General features: G+C 41.4%; 11 protein-coding genes. 8 read left to right on the forward strand and 3 right to left on the reverse strand.

Translation table 11 applies throughout. The features are described 5' to 3' along the window. Positions 1 to 45: 45 nt before the first annotated feature. Positions 46 to 831, reverse strand: a complete 786-nt coding sequence (locus DVR12_RS15730) for an SDR family oxidoreductase (RefSeq protein ID WP_116976761.1) — start codon at positions 829 to 831, stop codon at positions 46 to 48. Positions 832 to 945: 114 nt separating this feature from the next. Further along, positions 946 to 2,070 (reverse strand): acyltransferase family protein, encoded by a 1,125-nt coding sequence (locus DVR12_RS15735; RefSeq protein ID WP_116976762.1) that lies wholly within the window; start codon positions 2,068 to 2,070, stop codon positions 946 to 948. Positions 2,071 to 2,242: 172 nt separating this feature from the next. Here DVR12_RS15735 and DVR12_RS15740 point away from each other — a divergent pair, with 172 nt between their 5' ends. The 7 genes from DVR12_RS15740 (at position 2,243) to DVR12_RS15770 (ending at position 12,632) form a co-directional block, all read left to right on the forward strand. Next, on the forward strand, positions 2,243 to 3,304 hold the full coding sequence (locus DVR12_RS15740; protein WP_116976763.1) for a glycoside hydrolase family 2 TIM barrel-domain containing protein: 1,062 nt from the start codon (positions 2,243 to 2,245) through the stop codon (positions 3,302 to 3,304). A 770-nt stretch (positions 3,305 to 4,074) separates the two neighbouring features. Next, the gene (locus DVR12_RS15745) at positions 4,075 to 4,902 is read left to right on the forward strand and encodes an energy transducer TonB (RefSeq protein WP_116976764.1); all 828 of its coding nucleotides are present in this window, start codon (positions 4,075 to 4,077) and stop codon (positions 4,900 to 4,902) included. A gap of 265 nt (positions 4,903 to 5,167) precedes the next feature. Then, positions 5,168 to 7,747, forward strand: coding sequence for a phosphoenolpyruvate carboxylase (locus tag DVR12_RS15750; RefSeq protein WP_116976765.1), 2,580 nt, complete (start codon positions 5,168 to 5,170; stop codon positions 7,745 to 7,747). A gap of 123 nt (positions 7,748 to 7,870) precedes the next feature. After that, positions 7,871 to 9,292 (forward strand): NADP-dependent phosphogluconate dehydrogenase, encoded by a 1,422-nt coding sequence (gene gndA / locus DVR12_RS15755; protein ID WP_116976766.1) that lies wholly within the window; start codon positions 7,871 to 7,873, stop codon positions 9,290 to 9,292. Positions 9,293 to 9,313: 21 nt separating this feature from the next. After that, the gene (zwf, locus tag DVR12_RS15760; RefSeq protein ID WP_116976767.1) at positions 9,314 to 10,819 is read left to right on the forward strand and encodes a glucose-6-phosphate dehydrogenase; all 1,506 of its coding nucleotides are present in this window, start codon (positions 9,314 to 9,316) and stop codon (positions 10,817 to 10,819) included. A 212-nt stretch (positions 10,820 to 11,031) separates the two neighbouring features. Beyond that, positions 11,032 to 11,757 (forward strand): 6-phosphogluconolactonase, encoded by a 726-nt coding sequence (gene pgl, locus DVR12_RS15765; protein ID WP_116976768.1) that lies wholly within the window; start codon positions 11,032 to 11,034, stop codon positions 11,755 to 11,757. A gap of 116 nt (positions 11,758 to 11,873) precedes the next feature. Then, entirely contained in the window at positions 11,874 to 12,632 is a 759-nt protein-coding gene (locus DVR12_RS15770; RefSeq protein WP_116976769.1) for an amidohydrolase family protein, read from the forward strand. Positions 12,633 to 12,689: 57 nt separating this feature from the next. Here the strand turns inward: DVR12_RS15770 and DVR12_RS15775 are convergent, their stop codons facing one another. After that, complete coding sequence (locus DVR12_RS15775; protein ID WP_116976770.1) at positions 12,690 to 14,249, reverse strand: FMN-binding glutamate synthase family protein; 1,560 nt, start codon at positions 14,247 to 14,249, stop codon at positions 12,690 to 12,692. Positions 14,250 to 14,473: 224 nt separating this feature from the next. Here DVR12_RS15775 and DVR12_RS15780 point away from each other — a divergent pair, with 224 nt between their 5' ends. Continuing rightward, positions 14,474 to 17,080, forward strand: coding sequence for a family 20 glycosylhydrolase (locus tag DVR12_RS15780; RefSeq protein WP_116976771.1), 2,607 nt, complete (start codon positions 14,474 to 14,476; stop codon positions 17,078 to 17,080). Positions 17,081 to 17,226 lie beyond the last annotated feature (146 nt).

A 17,226-nucleotide genomic window follows, 5' to 3' on the forward strand; every position in this document is an offset into this window, starting at 1 on the left:
CGTATTATTTCAGATAGTTTAATCTGAGAGAGATTCTTTTCCAGATTACATAGCTGGAGTTTTTCCTCCGTCTACTGCGGTACTTGTACCTGTGATGTACGAAGCGGCAGGAGAGGCCAGGAATGCTGCGAAAGCTGCTATTTCATGTGCTTCTCCAAATCGTTGCATTGGAATTTCTTTCAGCCATTCTTCAGAAATTACTGAGGGCGAAACATTTCTTTTTTCTGCTAATGTGTTGAATAGAGAATCTAATCGTGCAGTAGAGGTACTACCTGGAAGCACATTATTTACTGTAATTCCGAAAGGTGCTACTTCTGTTGCCAGTGTTTTAGCCCAGGAAGCTACAGCCCAACGTATTGTATTGCTTACCCCAAGATTTTTCAACGGAGTTTTTACAGAGGTGGAAATTATATTGATAATTCTTCCATAACCTTCTTTCTTCATAACCGGTACCAGCACCTGTGCCAATGTTTGATTGCATAAAATATGTTGAGTAAAGGCATTGGTGAAATCAGATAACTGGGCATCTAAGATAGGGCCGGCAGCAGGGCCTCCGGTATTGTTAATTAATATATGGATGGGTGTTTGCTGTACCAGGGAAACAGCCATATGTTTTACTGCCTCAACATTAGAAAAATCAGCAACGGCATAACGATGGTTTTGCCCTTCTGTGCTGCGAAGTGTTGGTATTATTTCCTTTAATTTATCCTCATTTCGGGCTAATAGAATGCAATTGGCTCCTAATAAGGCTAATTCTTCAGCAATGGCCAGGCCAATCCCTTGTGTGCTGCCACAGATCAGCGCAGTTTTTCCGTTTAATGAGAGATTCATAGTAGCTATATTTCCTGCAAAGATGCGGAAGTTTTTAATAAGGGGTATAAATGAGTGAAGCGAATATCATAAGATGTAATCCTACAATATTCGCTTCACTCTGTTATAAAAAAGCTATACTCTTACGTAGATCTTTTTCTTGTCGAGAAAATACCCAACCAGCCAGCAGGATAGCATAAAGGCCAATGAGAATAATAATGACCCGAATTTACCTGGAGATATAGGTTGGAAGAAAGTATCGTTAATCCATTGATATAAAGAAACGCTACCTACCTGGAAGAACCAGAACAAAATGGCAAGCACTTCAGATAAGAGATACAAAAAGAGCGGGTTCTTACCAAATACTGTAAAGAAGCCAGTGCCTTTTGTGAAACCCTGAATATCGATAATAAAGATTAACAATGATAATAACAGGAAATCTATCCCAACAGTAAGAAGTACATAGGAGCTGGTCCATAATTTCTTATTGATCGGGAATACAGTATTCCACAAATATGCTAAGGCAATCAGTACTGCTCCGGTGAGTACCATTTTGCCGATACCGGCTTTGGTTCTACCTTGTTGTTGTACGAACATACCGGCATAATAACCTGCAATTACATTTACAACCGCCGGGATGGTACTAAGAAAACCTTCAGGATCGAAAGCAATACCTTCGCCATGATACATATGGTTATCGCCAATCAGGAATTTATCGAGCAGGATGCCGGCATTTCCATTGATACCATATTGATCGCCCGGTACACCACAATACCACATAATGGCCCAATAGCCAAGCAGGAAGATTGCGCTGATTGCCCATACTGCTTTCTTGGAGCAATAATGGATCAGTAATGATGCAATGCCATAACAAAGCGCAATACGTTGCAATACTCCGAGAATACGGGTATGGCTGAATGGTTTGAATTCATAACCGCCTCCTTCGGCATGATCAACAAACGGGAACCAATACATTAGGTAGCCCAATAAGAAGATAATGAGGGTTCTTTTAAAAATCTTTCCAAGCACCGCAGAATTTCCAAGTTGCGAATACTTCTTCATACTAAAGCTCATAGCATTACCTACGGCAAATAGAAATGAAGGGAAAACAAGATCGGTTGGTGTCCATCCATGCCAGGCGGCATGATCAAGTGGCCAATAGGTACCGCCGGTTCCTCCAGTGTTTACGATAATCATAAAACAAACTGTCATACCGCGGAATACATCTAACGGCAAAAAGCGTTGAGAGCCTTGTGTCATTCCAATATCAATTGTGGTTGATTAAAAATGGTAAGGAATATTTAAACAGTGAATGAGCTGGATACAATATAGAGATCAATCCCCCAAAATCCAAATACCTTAACAAATTAATTTAAAAAGTAGAAGTCTGGTAGCAGCAGGAAGACGTATTTTATACGCTCATTCGTTACCTATGCATAAGTTCATTGTCCTTTTTACACTGATTCTTTTAGCAATTAGTTGTAAACAATCCCCGAATAAAACGGATGCCTGGCCTCTTGAAAAAGCTGGTAACTGGTACACTGCTAAAGGTTGGTTGCGAGGCTGTAATTTTATTCCCAGTACCGCTGTAAACCAATTGGAAATGTGGCAGAAGGAGACTTTTGATACTGCCACTATCAACCGGGAGCTGGGATATGCAGAAGGTATCGGCTATAATTCTGTAAGGGTTTTCCTTCATCACCTCGTCTGGAAACTGGATGCAAAAGGGTTTAAAAACCGGATCAATAATTATTTGACTATCGCCGAAAAACATCACATCAGTACCATATTCGTGTTCTTTGATGATTGCTGGGATAGCACCTATCATTTCGGAAATCAGCCAGCTCCCAGAACCGGCATTCATAATTCGGGCTGGATTCAGGACCCCGGCCTGGCCATTTATCAACAGCCTAAACTCACAGATACACTGGAACATTATGTAAAAGATATACTCTCAACCTTTAAGAACGATCCCAGAATACTGATGTGGGATTTATATAATGAACCCGGAAATTCAGGTAATGGCACTCATAGCCTGACTTTACTGAAAGAGGTATTTCGTTGGGCCAGGGAAGTGAACCCTTCTCAACCACTGACGTCCGGGCTTTTCACTTATACTTTACCGGAACTAAATGATTTTCAGCTTAAGCATTCAGACATCATTTCCTACCACAATTATTTTTCTGATACTGCACAAAAAGAAACTATTGCCAGTCTGAAGACGTTTGGCCGACCTGTTATCTGCACAGAATACATGGCCAGGATTCTTGGAAGCAGATTCGATAATGTTATGCCTTTGCTTAAGAAGGAGCATGTTGGTGCTTATAACTGGGGATTAGTGAAAGGGAAAACCAATACCATATTTGCATGGGATGTTCCGGTTGTTGATGGTAAAGAACCTGCGGTTTGGTTTCATGATATTTTTTATGAAGATGGCAGACCTTATGATTCAACAGAACTACGTTTGATAAAATCATTAACACAAAAACTATAAAAAAATTTCCGATAAATATTTGGAATTATTAAAACCCTATGTATATTTGTCTACCAATTAAGTAGACTAATAACTACTGGCCAACAGGGAACCTATAAATTAGTTCCCGGCATCCTTTGATCCACCAGCAAGGCGTTGCCAACATCAATAAACAGATTGATTAATTGTGTAAAAACACATACTATGAAAAGGCAATTGCTTGGTGGACTGCGTACCCAAACGCAAAATAATAATCTTACCTGTTCCCGTTATCCAAATTATGGATGCTGTTGTTACGGCATTAACTGTTGAAGATCTTGCGTTCTGTAAGCTGTAAATAGAATGCCTGGTCAGGCTTGCGGGAATGGTATACTGCAATTTATTGGTGGTAAATTTTCAGTACTAATACCTACCCGCACCCTCCTGGCATCATTAACGGTAAAGTATATACGTAAATAATTTTAACCTTACTCAACTTCAGTTCATAGGGGCCTTGCTAAACAATTCTGGTGGGTTTTGTCGGGCATCTGCCCCTGGTGCTGGAGAACATAACTAACTAACCAACCTGCTTACTTAATTTATTTCGAAGTCAGTGTATATAACGCAAATGACTACACTTTTTCGGAAAGCCTGAATTATATCGAAGGAACCACTTGTTTTCAGGTAAGGTCCCCAGTGCCAGCAAGTCCCGACTCCGTGTCGGGACTTCTTTTTTATCTCCCGAAAAAAAATTTTCCCATGGTTTATGGAAATTTATTTCCTGCTACATCTAATTAGTAAACCTGGTACTTATGGACTCAACTAAAATCCTGAAAGCATCGTTTCTCGACATTCTCTTCGATGACAGAAACAAATCCTATGGTGCTTACGAACTGCGTAGCCATTACGACAGAAGAGTGCGTAATGCTATAATAGCAACATCCTCAATTGTGCTGGTTATGATTGGGGGATATGTATTAAACAATAGGTTGATGGCTGCTGTGGATGCCCCCAAACTAATCGTTCGTACTGAAACAAAATTGGAAGAAGTTAAATTACCTGATCCCGACCCAATTATTCCACCGCCACCAGTAGAAGCGGCGCCTCTACCGCAAGTGGCTACACGGGCATTTACAAATCCTGTGATCACTTCGCAGGAAGTACAACCTGAAGAGGCCCCTCCTCGCCAGGAAGAGTTGAAACACGTAGCAATTGGCACTGCAGATATAGATGGAATTGAAGATGGAATACCTGCCGAATTGGGCAAAGGTGGTAATGGAACAGATGTAGTAACTATAGAAAAAGGTAATACTGAAAGTGATAAACCTTTTGGATGGGTAGAGATTATGCCTGAATTCCCTGGGGGAGAAGCTGCATTGATGAAATATTTACAAAAAAATACAAAATTTCCTTCTCTGGCACTGGACAATGGAATTCAGGGAACCGTATTTGTGCAGTTTGTAGTAAACAGAGATGGTACTATCACAGATGTAAAAACAACTGGTGCTCAAAAAGGTGGAGGGCTGGAAGATGAAGCATTACGTGTTGTTCGCAGCATGCCTAAGTGGAAACCAGGACGACAAAATGGGCAGAACGTGGCGGTGTTCTTTAACCTGCCCATTAATTTCAAAAGTGAATAGTTTTAGTATGTGGTACACTTAACGGTCATTATTTATCCCGGCCTCCATCCATCATTTAACCTATGCCCATTCTAATCCTGGTTAAAATCCCGGCTGTAATTACAGTCGGGATTTCCTTTTTAAACGCCATATTTACAATTAGATAATATTCAAACTTTGTACTTATATATCAAACAAAAATCAAAAAACTCAAAAATTACCATAATAATTCTTAATTTAACGGCCGCTTAGTTCTCCTTCTTTAGCAATATAAACGGATTTTAGTATGGAAGCGCCGGTAAATAACTCGCTGCAACAGTTTAAAAACCTTGTAGGCACAAAGTTTCAACTGTATAATAGTCTCTTCACCTCTCTACCATTTCATAAGGTGGAAAAGACTGGTATTTTTCTGTCCTTATTTTTGCTACACTGTGAAGAAGAATATGCCAAGGGAAGCAGCCCGCAAGAAATTGTAACCTCCTTTTTTCATCAATACACTACCTATACGGAAGAAAGACAGTTGACCGATCTCCTGTTCCGGTTTGTGCAATACGCAGAACGTCAGGTAGTATTATTTGATGCCCTGGAAGATGCCGCATTCCGGAATATCCGTGATATGCAGGGCACCGGAACTTTAAGACATCTTCAGTCGGAAGTGACACAGGAACAGGCACAAGATGAGTTGAAGGAAAAATTGAAGGATTTTTCTGTAAGACTCGTTCTCACTGCTCACCCAACCCAATTTTACCCAAGTGAAGTATTAGGTATTATCAACGACTTGTCTAAAGCCCTGATCGATGAAAATACCAGCCAGGTAAATATGTACCTGCAGCAATTGGGTAAAACCCCTTTCTTTAAAAAGGAAAAGCCAACACCATTCGATGAAGCTATCAGCCTGGTATGGTTCCTTGAAAATATATTTTACCCTTCCGTTGGTCGTATACTGTCATTCGTTCGCGGTCAGTTCCCGGGAGCTTTACCGGAAAATAACTCCCTGATCCGCCTGGGCTTCTGGCCAGGAGGCGACAGAGACGGAAACCCTTTTGTAAAAGAACCTACTACCATAGAAGTTGCTGCAGCATTGCGTACCTCTATCCTGAAATGCTATTTCAGAGAGGTGAGGAATCTGCGTCGCCGACTCACCTTTAAAGGAGTGGAAAATGTGGTAGCAGCCCTGGAAACAAAACTCTCTGCCAATCTTTTTAAACCAGGACATATTGCTGATATTTCCAAAGAAGAGATATTGTCAACCCTCCGTGGTATCAGAAATACTATTATGACAGACCTCAACGGCCTGTTTGTGCACCTGGTAGATAATCTGATCAATAAGGTAGAAGTATTTGGAATTTTCTTCGCAACGCTCGATATCCGTCAGGATAGCTCTATACACCAGGCAGTACTGGAGAATGTGGCAAGCAGCACAGACAATCTGCCATCCAATTATAAGGAGCTAGACGATGCTGAGAAGATCAAATTGCTTGCAAATATTCAAAAACCAGTAGATCCGGGATCTCTGGAAAACCTGCTGCATCAGGATACATTACAAACCATTGCGGCCATTAAAACCATTCAGCAAATGAATGGCGAAGAAGGTTGCAACAGATATATTATTAGTCATAGTACCAGCGTACTGAACGTAATGGAAGTTTACGGTTTGTTTTTGCTGAGTGGCTGGAAGAAGGAAGAAATGTCGGTAGATATTGTTCCTCTCTTTGAAACCATCGATGACTTACGACATGCCGGTCAGGTAATGAAGTCATTATACGAAAATGAGATCTATCGTGAGCATCTCCGTCGCCGCCACTGCAAACAAACTATTATGCTGGGCTTCTCCGACGGAACCAAGGATGGGGGTTATCTTATGGCCAATTGGAGTATTTATAAGGCCAAGGAAGAACTGACAAATATTTCCAAGGAATATGGTATCAGTGTGGTGTTCTTTGACGGTAGAGGTGGTCCTCCGGCTCGTGGTGGTGGAAAAACCCATCAATTCTACGCTTCAATGGGTAGAAATATTGCCAATAAAGAAATTCAGCAAACAATACAGGGTCAGACGATTAGTTCCAATTTCGGAACTATTGATGCTGCTCAGTTTAATATGGAGCAGCTGATTCATGCTGGTATCAGCAATGAATTGTTCTCTTCCCGTGAGGTAACACTTACCAAATCGGAGGAGCAAATGTTGCAATCCCTGGCCGATGAAGGTTACCAGGCTTATAATAGACTTAAGAATCATCCTTACTTCCTGGCCTATCTGGATCATGCAAGTCCATTACGCTACTATGCAGAAGCTAATATCGGCAGCCGGCCTAGTAAACGTAACGCCTCAGCGAAACTCAATCTGAACGATCTGAGGGCCGTACCTTATGTAGGTGCCTGGAGCCAGTTGAAACAAAACGTTCCTGGCTATTATGGTGTGGGTAGTGCATTGGAGCAACTAGATAAGCAAGGTAAATGGGAAGAAGTATATCACCTTTATCAACATTCCCTGTTTTTCAGAACATTGCTTGATAACTGCGAGATGGCTATGAAGAAGAGTTATTTCCCGCTAACAGCTTATCTGGCCAAGCATCCTCAATATGGGGAGGTATGGCAGATGATTTATAATGAATTTGAGCTTACTCAGAAATATTTGCTTAAACTAAGTGGTGAAACTGAACTGATGGCTGCCAGCCCGATCGATCAGTTATCAATCCAGATGCGTGAAAGGATTGTGTTGCCGTTATTAACGGTTCAGCAATACGCACTTACTAAGATTCGTGAATCCGATGCACAAAATGGCAACGGGCCTGACCGTGAAACCTACGAAAAATTGATAATGCGCTGCTCTTTTGGAATTATCAATGCAGGTCGAAATTCTGCATAACATAATGATAATTATATACTTGCGGATTTATGGATTGAGGCGGTCTGCGCTTTAATCCATAAATCCGGCTTTTGAATTCGTATTTCTTCCCTACTTTTACATCTCCTTAAGTAACAACTCTATATGGCAAACAGCTTATATGACTTTGGAATGATTGGTCTGGGAGTGATGGGGCGTAACCTGTTACTCAACATGGCTGATCACGGCTTTTCTGTTATCGGTTTTGATAAAGATGCAGCAAAAAATAATGCACTGGAAACTGCTGCAACTCCCGGTACTACTGTGAAAGGTGTTTCAGAGTTATCCACAATGATTCAACTTCTTGAGCGTCCGCGTAAAGTGATGATGTTAGTGCCAGCAGGGCAGCCGGTTGATGACGTAATTACTTCCTTATTACCATTACTGGAACCAGGAGATGTAGTTATCGACGGCGGTAACTCACACTATACAGACACGCTTCGTCGTGTTCAGCAACTTCGTGAGCAAGGTATCCATTTTATGGGTATTGGTGTCAGCGGTGGTGAACAAGGCGCACGTACAGGTCCTAGTATTATGCCAGGTGGCGACGAGGATGCTTATGCAAAGGTGAAACCGATGCTGGAAGCTATTGCAGCTAAAGTAAAGGGAGTACCTTGTGTAGCTTACCTGGGTAAAGAAGGCGCTGGTCACTATGTTAAAATGGTGCATAACGGTATCGAATATGCGATTATGCAATTGATCAGCGAAAGTTATACTTTACTGAAGCTGGGCGCCAAACTGAATAATGACCAGTTACACGAGGTATTTAAAAGCTGGAATTTAGGATCACTTCAATCATTCCTGGTAGAAATTACAGCCGATATATTCCTGCAGAACGACGACAAAACTGATAAACGACTTATTGACGTGATTTCAGATAAAGCTGGTTCCAAGGGTACGGGTAAATGGACTTCCCAGGATGCAATGGAATTACCGGTAGCTGTACCAACTATCGATACAGCTGTAGCGATGCGTACCATTTCTGGTTATAAAGAACAAAGACTGGAAGCAGCCGGAATCTATAAAGCTCCTGAAAATACATTGCATGCACCTGTAGATATGTGGATTCAGCAAGTGCATGATGCTTTATATTTTGCTACTATTCTGAGCTATGCTCAAGGTTTAGCGATGCTGCATGAAGCATCCAAAGATCTGAAAATGGATATTCCTTTACCAGAAGTGGTTAAAGTATGGAGAGGCGGATGTATTATCCGTTCCAGCCTCCTGGAAGTATTCACGCAGGCTTACCAGCAAAATGCAGACTTAGCAAATATTTTACTGGATAAAGGAGTGGCTTACCTGATAGAATCGGTTGAGGCAAATACCAGAAGTGTAGTTGCTCAGGCCGCAACAGCAGGAGTACCTGTGGCAGGCCTCATGTCGGCTCTGTCTTATTTTGATGCTTTCCGTACTGGCCGTATGGCTACCAACTTAATTCAGGCACAAAGGGATTATTTTGGAGCACATACCTACCAGCGCATCGATATGCCTGGAACTTTCCATACAGAATGGCAGCATAATCAATAATATTCATCTTCAATTAAGTATATGCAAGTCCATAAACGCCCACCTGCCTCCATCGTATTTATTTTCGGAGGAAGCGGCGATTTAAACTACCGGAAACTGACGCCTGCGTTATATAATCTCTTTTTAGATGAGTGGATGCCCGAGAAGTTTGCTATCGTAGGCATAGGTCGCAGCCCGTACAACAACGAAGATTATAATAAGCACCTTCTGGAAGGGATTATGAAGTTTTCCCGTCGGAAAGGTGAACAGAATGGTCATTGGAAAGATTTTAGTGACCATGTTTCCTATCTGCAAATGGATGTGGAAGATCCTCCTGCCTTTAACAAGATCTCAGATTTTGTTAAACAAAAAGAAACTGATTGGGGAATACATCCTAATGTGGTTTTCTACCTGGCAGTAGCCCCGCAATTAGTGCCTGATATCGCTACCCGGTTAGGTAATCTGAACCTTTGTTCTGATAAACACTTTACCCGTATCGTGATTGAAAAGCCTTTTGGTCACGATCTGAAAAGTGCCAGTGAATTAAATGAACTGCTTGCGCAGAAATTTACAGAAGAACAGATCTATCGTATAGATCACTACCTGGGTAAGGAAACTATCCAGAATATCCTGGCTTTAAGATTTGCCAATACACTGTTCGAACCTGTTTGGAATCGGAATTATATCGATAATATCCAGATTACTGCAGCTGAAAGTGTAGGGCTCGAAGGACGCGGTAATTACTACGAAAGAGCCGGCGCTTTGAGAGATATGATCCAGAATCATATCCTGCAAATTCTTTGTATCCTGGCAATGGAGCCTCCGGTATCTTTCGATGCCAATGAGGTAAGAAATAAAAAGGTGGACGTATTAAATGCTATCCGCCGAATCACTCCTGATAAAGTTCATGAATTCGCAGTCAGAGGACAGTATTCCAGTGGCTGGATGAAAGGAGATCAGGTAGTAGGATACCGTGAAGAAAAAGGTGTAGACCCTAATTCTAATATAGAAACCTATGCAGCCGCTAAATTCTTTGTGGATAACTGGCGTTGGCAGGGAGTTCCTTTCTATGTTAGAACTGGTAAATACCTGCATCAGAAAGCAACCAACATTGTTATTACTTTCAAAGAAGCACCTCCTTACTCTTTCCCTATAGAAGCCGCTCAGTCGTGGCGCCCGAACAGACTTACCATCAGCATTCAACCTGAAATGGATATCCGTATCCGCTTCCAGGCCAAACGCCCTGGTCAGACTATGACGCTCGACCCGGTTGATATGACTTTCAATTACGATGCTGCAAATGGTGAACATGCTCCTGAAGCTTACGAAACTTTGTTGCTCGATGTAATGGAAGGGGATGCCACTCTCTTTATGCGTGGCGATCAGGTAGATGCTGCCTGGAAAGTAATTATGCCTATTCTGGAAACCTGGGAAAATCGTACACCACAAGATTTCCCTAACTATGCTCCTGATTCATGGGGCCCGGATGAAGCAGATGCACTGGTGGCCCGCGATGGTCATACATGGATTAACTTACCATCTAAATAAGCTCACCTGGTTCGCTTTTTTCTCGCAAAGAAGCAGAGATTAATATTAAGAGGCGTAAGGACCGTGGCGAATGTTTTAAGAACTGCTGATAGGCTTCAATTAAAAAAGAAATTTATCATTGCTTCTGTAATAATCGCTACAGTCCTTACGCCTCTTAATATTAATCTCTGCTTCTTTGCGAGAAATGCGAGCCTGCGAGCCAAAACTAATTTATGGAATTACACGTAGCAAAAGATCCAGTTCAATTAAGCGAAAACGTTGCTGCCTGGATCAGCAATTACATCCTGGAAGTATTACAAAAACAGGAGCGTTTTACCTTTGTATTATCCGGAGGAAACACGCCTAAGCAACTTTATACCCTGCTTGCTAAGGCTCCCTATAATATGATGATTCCCTGGGAACGCATCCATTTTTTCTGGGGAGATGAAAGAGCTGTTCCTTTTGAAGATGACCGTAATAACGCCAAAATGGCTTTTGAAACGTTACTCGACAAAGTGAATGTAAATCCGGAAAACATTCATATTATGAGAACAGATATCAGCCCCGAAGCATCTGCTACCGAATATGAGGAAATCTTAAATAACTATTTCGGAAAAGAGAAAACCACTTTTGATCTGGTATTATTAGGGATGGGAGATGATGGACATACCTTGTCTTTGTTCCCTGGTTTGCCTATCGTACATGAGCATAAGGCATGGGTTAAATCTTTATGGCTGGAAGCTCAAAATATGTATCGTATCACGCTTACTGCTCCTGTTGTAAATTTGGCTGCCTGTGTGGTTTTTCTCGCAACCGGAGAAGGAAAAGCAATTACGCTGAAGAATGTAATTGATGGAACTTTTGATGCAGAGAAATTCCCAAGCCAGTTAATCCGCCCGCAAAACGGAGAGCTTCATTGGTTTGTTGATGAAGCAGCAGCCGGAGCTTTAGAAATATAAATTTATATCTCAGATGTAAAGGGTTAATAATTGATCAATTATTAACCCTTTGTTTTACTTGCTGTCATATCTCAGCTATTTTAAGTAGCTTGTGTACTCAACGAAACAACGATGATATGAAGTTTGATAAGCCCATATTCGATTCGCACCTACACATTATTGATGACCAATTCCCCTTACAGTCTAATCAGGGTTATTTGCCACCAAAATTTACCGTGACAGATTACAAGCAACAAACAGCTAACTTAAACATTAAGGGTGGAGCTATTGTATCCGGTTCTTTCCAGGGGTTTGATCAGGAATATCTGAAAGCTGCATTAACAGAATTAGGATCTGGATTTGTAGGCGTAACTCAAATTCCGGCATCAACCAGCGATGAAGAAATTCTTGCATTGGATAAAGCCGGTGTCAGAGGTGTAAGATTTAATATTCAGAGAGGTGGATCTGAAAGCATTATTTACCTCGAACAACTTGCACAACGTGTATACGACCTCGCTAAGTGGCATGTTGAGTTATATGTCGACTCCCGGCAGCTTCCGGCTCTATTTACCACTTTACAAAAACTACCTGTTGTGGTAATTGATCATTTGGGATTATCAAAAGCCGGATTTAAGCATTTGCTGCAATTAGTAGAAAAAGGAGCTTACGTTAAGGCTACAGGCTTTAGCCGCTGCGATTTTGATGTTCTCCCGGCAATGAGACAAATTACGGCAATCAATCAGGGAGCCTTAATCTTTGGTACTGACTTACCTTCTACCAGAGCGCCAAAACCTTTTTCTGAAAAAGATTTACAATTGATTCTCGATAGTTTTCCTACTTCCCTGGCAGAAAAGATTTGTTGGGAAAATGCAGCGAAACTATACAAGCTTGCATAAAAAACAGAAGCGAATCTTATTAACAAGATTCGCTTCTGTTATATTCAGGTAACTGAATTACCAGTTATCGATACTGATACTTTGTACTCCCGGAGAATTAACTAATGAACCAGGGGTTTGGGAAGGATAGATGTCTTCAAACGATTTAACCTCATTCATAAATACCCTTCTGTAGAGATGTTGTCTGGTAACATCATGAGGATGTTTCAATCCTGCTGCTCCAGCCAATTCCAGGGCGCTTTCTACGGTATCCTGATGATAGTTTGCCACCCTGTGTTTTTTGTCGTCAACCACCAGGCCGGCAGATAACCATTTATCCTGTGTGGCCACACCTGTAGGACATTTATTAGTATTGCAGATTAATGCCTGAATACAACCCAAAGCCATCATCATTGCTCTGGCACTGTTACAGGTATCTGCTCCCAAAGCCATGGCCCTTAGTATATGGAACCCGGTTAATACTTTACCGGATGCAATAATTTTGACATGCTGACGAATATTAAATCCAACCAATGCATTTTGTACAAATGCCAGACCATCCATCAACGGCATTCCCACAGAGTTGGAAAACTCAGGAGGAGCAGCGCCGGTACCACCTTCACCACCATCGACAGTAATGAAATCGGGATATATATCCGTTGCAATCATAGCCTTGCAAATGGCATAAAACTCATGAGGCTGACCAATACATAATTTGAAGCCTACAGGTTTTCCACCGCTTAATTCTCTTAGCTGTTTAATAAACTGCATCATTTCTTTCGGACTATTGAAAGCAGTATGATAGGGAGGGGAGAAGACAGTAGTATAAGGTTTTACGTGACGAATAGCCGCAATTTCAGGTGTATTTTTAGCAGCAGGTAAAATACCTCCGTGTCCGGGTTTTGCTCCCTGCGAAATCTTCAGCTCAATCATTTTTACCTGTGGTAATATTGCTTTTTCTGCAAATAATTCATTTGAGAAATTACCCTCTTCATCCCTGCATCCGAAATATCCGGTTCCTATTTGCCAGATGATATCTCCACCCTGTTTTAAATGATTATCGCTGATTCCACCTTCTCCGGTGTTATGTGCAAAATTGCCGATTTTAGCACCACCATTCAGCGCCTGAACAGCATTGGAACTTAATGAGCCATAGCTCATGGCGCTAACATTTAATATACTGGCGGAGTAAGGTTGCTTACAATCTTTACCCCCAAAAACAACTCTGGGGTCCTTATCCATTTTATCGAAATTCTGTGGTTGAATAGAATGGGCCATCCACTCATAACCTTCAGCATATACGTTGAACTGTGTACCAAAAGGTTGGGAATCCAACTCTCGCTTCGCCCTTTGGTAAATGGTAGATCTATCTACCCGATTGATCGGACTACCATCAATATCACTCTCTACAAAATATTGATAGATTTTAGGTCGTAATGCCTCCATCCAGAAACGCATACGGCCTACTATCGGGTAGTTTCGCATGATAGCATGTTTCTTTTGCATCATGTCCAATAATCCCATAATCACTACCGGAACAACTAATATCAACAACCAATTTACCCAGGGAAAGAAAATGCCTAAACCGATGACGACTGCCAGACTGATAGCCGAGAAAATTAAGAATGCTTTTGCCATACTATTGATTTTAAAGATAAAATGTCGCTACTAAATATTCGTAAATTCTGATATATAAAACTACATAACATCTCCCAGGAAATTTTGTTAAAAATCCCTTTTCTTACCAAAAACTATCTAATAATTCCATTTATCAGCAAATCATAACTATCATATATAATCAAATTCAGTTTTTAAATTAATTTATTATCTTACGTGATAGCCAATTTTCTAATCATCCACATATGAACAGATACAATTATCTAGGTAACCTGCTTACCGGATGCCTGTTGTTAAGCGCCACCAGTAGCATAAAAGCGCAGCAAGCCAGCACATTTGAGGCTGCCAAACTTAAAGCCAGCTGGGAGGTTGTTGAAAATAACTACCAGGGCAAAACGAACTTCCTATCCAACTTTACTTTTGTAAACACCGCCAACAAACCATTCCCAACAAAAGGATGGCAGTTGTATTTCAACTTTATCAGAATGGTTAACCCGGAAGAGTTACCAAGCCATGTTAAAGTAGAACATATCAATGGTGACCTTTACCGCCTGGTACCTACCAGTAATTTTGCCGGGATAGCACCTGGCGATTCTCTGAAAGTAGGAATGGTGGGGGATGCCTGGGCCGTAAACTTTACAGATGCTCCGTCCGGATTGTATCTTGTATGGGATGATCAACCTGCCAAAGGATATTCAATCAATAATTACAGCATCAGACCTTCAACATCAGCCAAACAATTGATGCGCTATCCGGGCGATAAAACAGCCGTTATTACGCCAACGGATATATTCAAACAAAACAGTAGCATTAAAGATATTCCGGCATCCCAATTGCCTCAGATTTTTCCTACGCCAGCTAACTATTCAACCAATAATAGTAGCCTGACGCTGGATGCACCTCCTGTTGTGGAAGCAGATCCTGAACTGGCAAACAGTGCAGCATTCCTGCGAACTGAAATGACAACCTTGCTGGGTAAGCGAGCCAATGGAAAAGCAGTTATATCACTTAAAAAAGATGCTGCACTGGCAGCAGATACCTATACACTCGAAGTAACTGCTGAAGGCGTAAAAATTACTGCCGGTAGCGATGAAGGAGCATTTTACGCTGTGCAATCGCTCCGTTCTTTAATTCCTCCTGCTGCCTGGAGCGCTGCCCAAAAATCAATTACTATTACAGGGGTTAAGGTGAAAGATTATCCGCGCTTTGGTTACAGAGCATTCATGATCGATGTTTCCCGCAACTTCCATAACAAAAGAGATATTAAACGTATTCTCGATGCCATGGCATTGTATAAACTCAATGTTTTGCACTTCCATTTCAGTGATGATGAAGGTTGGAGATTGGAAATACCTGGCTTGCCAGAGCTTACCGGTGTTGGTGCTAAACGCGGCCACAGCAAGGATTGGAGAGATATGCTCCAGCCGTCCTATGGCTCCGGACCAGACACTACTAATGTTGCCGGTACCGGATTTTTTAGTCGCACCGATTTTATAGAAATCCTTAAGTATGCAACAGAAAGGCATATACGCGTACTCCCGGAAATTGAAAGTCCCGGCCATGCCCGTGCTTCTGTTAAATCAATGGAATCGCGCTACTACAAACTTAAGGAAGCTGGTGACGAAGCGGCTGCAAAAGAATATCTGCTCACCGACCTGGAAGATAAATCGGAATATGCTTCTGTTCAATATTGGAATGATAACGTAATGAACGTTGCGTTGCCATCCACTTATCATTTCCTTGATAAAGTAGTTACTGAAATTCAGGCAATGTATAAAGAAGCAGGAGCACCATTAACACATATCCATATGGGGGGTGATGAGGTGCCAGGTGGAGTATTTGAAAAATCTCCTGCCTGCATAAACCTGATGAAATCTGACCCTACCGTAAAAAATGTAAATGATCTGTGGTACTACTATTACCGTAAAGTGAATGAGCTATTGAAAAGCAAGGGCCTGACAGTAGCAGGATGGGAAGAAGCCGGTATGCGTAAAACTGCAATGCAGGGAGCCTCACATAGTATTCCAAATCCTGATTTTGCAAATAATAATTTCCAGCTAAATGTATGGAATAATGTAATCGGAGAAGGACAGGAAGATTTATCCTATCGTCTTGCCAACGCCGGTTATAAAGTTATTTTATCTGGTGTTAGTAATTTTTATTTTGATATGGCTTATATGAAATCCTTTGATGAACCAGGATTTTATTGGGGTGGATTTGTAGATGTGGATAAGCCCTTTTATTTTATTCCATTCGATTATTACAAGAATGTAAAAGTGGACGCCAGAGGTAATCCTGTTGATCCATCAACCTTTATAGGAAAAGACAGGCTAACAGAGTTTGGTGCCAGCAATATACCAGGTATTCAGGGGCTTTTGTGGAGTGAAACTGTTACCAGTTCAGATAGAATGGAATATATGATTTTGCCTAAGTTATTTGGTCTGGCAGAAAGGGCCTGGGCTCAGGATCCTGCATGGGCAACGGAAAAATATCCGGCTAAGGCAGAAGCAATGTATGCAGATGCCTGGAGTGTATTCAGCAACGTATTAGGTAAACGTGAAATGAACAGATTGGAATATTTCAATGGAGGTTATAATACCCGTATTCCAACAGCCGGTGCTAAGGTAGAAAATGGAGTACTTACAGCCAACGTACAAATGCCAGGATTGATTATCCGTTATACTGTTAATGGAGAAGAACCTACTGCTAAGAGTCCTGTTTATAATGGACCTATTCAGGCAGGTGGTAAGATAGTGAAATTGAAAGTCTTTAGCCTTAAAGGTCGTGGCGGCAGATCCACAACCGTAAAAGTACCACAACCCGATAATCAACTGAAAAATATCAAACTATAATAATTGCTCGCAAGCTCGCGGTTTCGCGCAGAGAAGCAAAGATTAATATTAAGGAGTATAAGGGTTGAAGTGAATCTATTAAAGTAAAGTATTCGCCTCAACCCTTATACTCCTTAAAAATTAAATTTGTGCACCTTAATATTAAT

Origin of the sequence: Chitinophaga silvatica, assembly GCF_003419895.1 — a bacterium.
Taxonomy (GTDB): domain Bacteria; phylum Bacteroidota; class Bacteroidia; order Chitinophagales; family Chitinophagaceae; genus Chitinophaga; species Chitinophaga silvatica.

Excerpts from the sequence above, each read along its gene's own strand:
- DVR12_RS15730 (WP_116976761.1), bottom strand. The coding sequence starts at position 831 with ATGAATCTCTCATTAAACGGAAAAACTGCGCTGATCTGTGGCAGCACA.
- DVR12_RS15735 (WP_116976762.1), bottom strand. The coding sequence starts at position 2,070 with ATGACACAAGGCTCTCAACGCTTTTTGCCGTTAGATGTATTCCGCGGT.
- DVR12_RS15740 (WP_116976763.1), top strand. The coding sequence starts at position 2,243 with ATGCATAAGTTCATTGTCCTTTTTACACTGATTCTTTTAGCAATTAGT.
- DVR12_RS15745 (WP_116976764.1), top strand. The coding sequence starts at position 4,075 with ATGGACTCAACTAAAATCCTGAAAGCATCGTTTCTCGACATTCTCTTC.
- DVR12_RS15750 (WP_116976765.1), top strand. The coding sequence starts at position 5,168 with ATGGAAGCGCCGGTAAATAACTCGCTGCAACAGTTTAAAAACCTTGTA.
- gndA (WP_116976766.1), top strand. The coding sequence starts at position 7,871 with ATGGCAAACAGCTTATATGACTTTGGAATGATTGGTCTGGGAGTGATG.
- zwf (WP_116976767.1), top strand. The coding sequence starts at position 9,314 with ATGCAAGTCCATAAACGCCCACCTGCCTCCATCGTATTTATTTTCGGA.
- pgl (WP_116976768.1), top strand. The coding sequence starts at position 11,032 with ATGGAATTACACGTAGCAAAAGATCCAGTTCAATTAAGCGAAAACGTT.
- DVR12_RS15770 (WP_116976769.1), top strand. The coding sequence starts at position 11,874 with ATGAAGTTTGATAAGCCCATATTCGATTCGCACCTACACATTATTGAT.
- DVR12_RS15775 (WP_116976770.1), bottom strand. The coding sequence starts at position 14,249 with ATGGCAAAAGCATTCTTAATTTTCTCGGCTATCAGTCTGGCAGTCGTC.
- DVR12_RS15780 (WP_116976771.1), top strand. The coding sequence starts at position 14,474 with ATGAACAGATACAATTATCTAGGTAACCTGCTTACCGGATGCCTGTTG.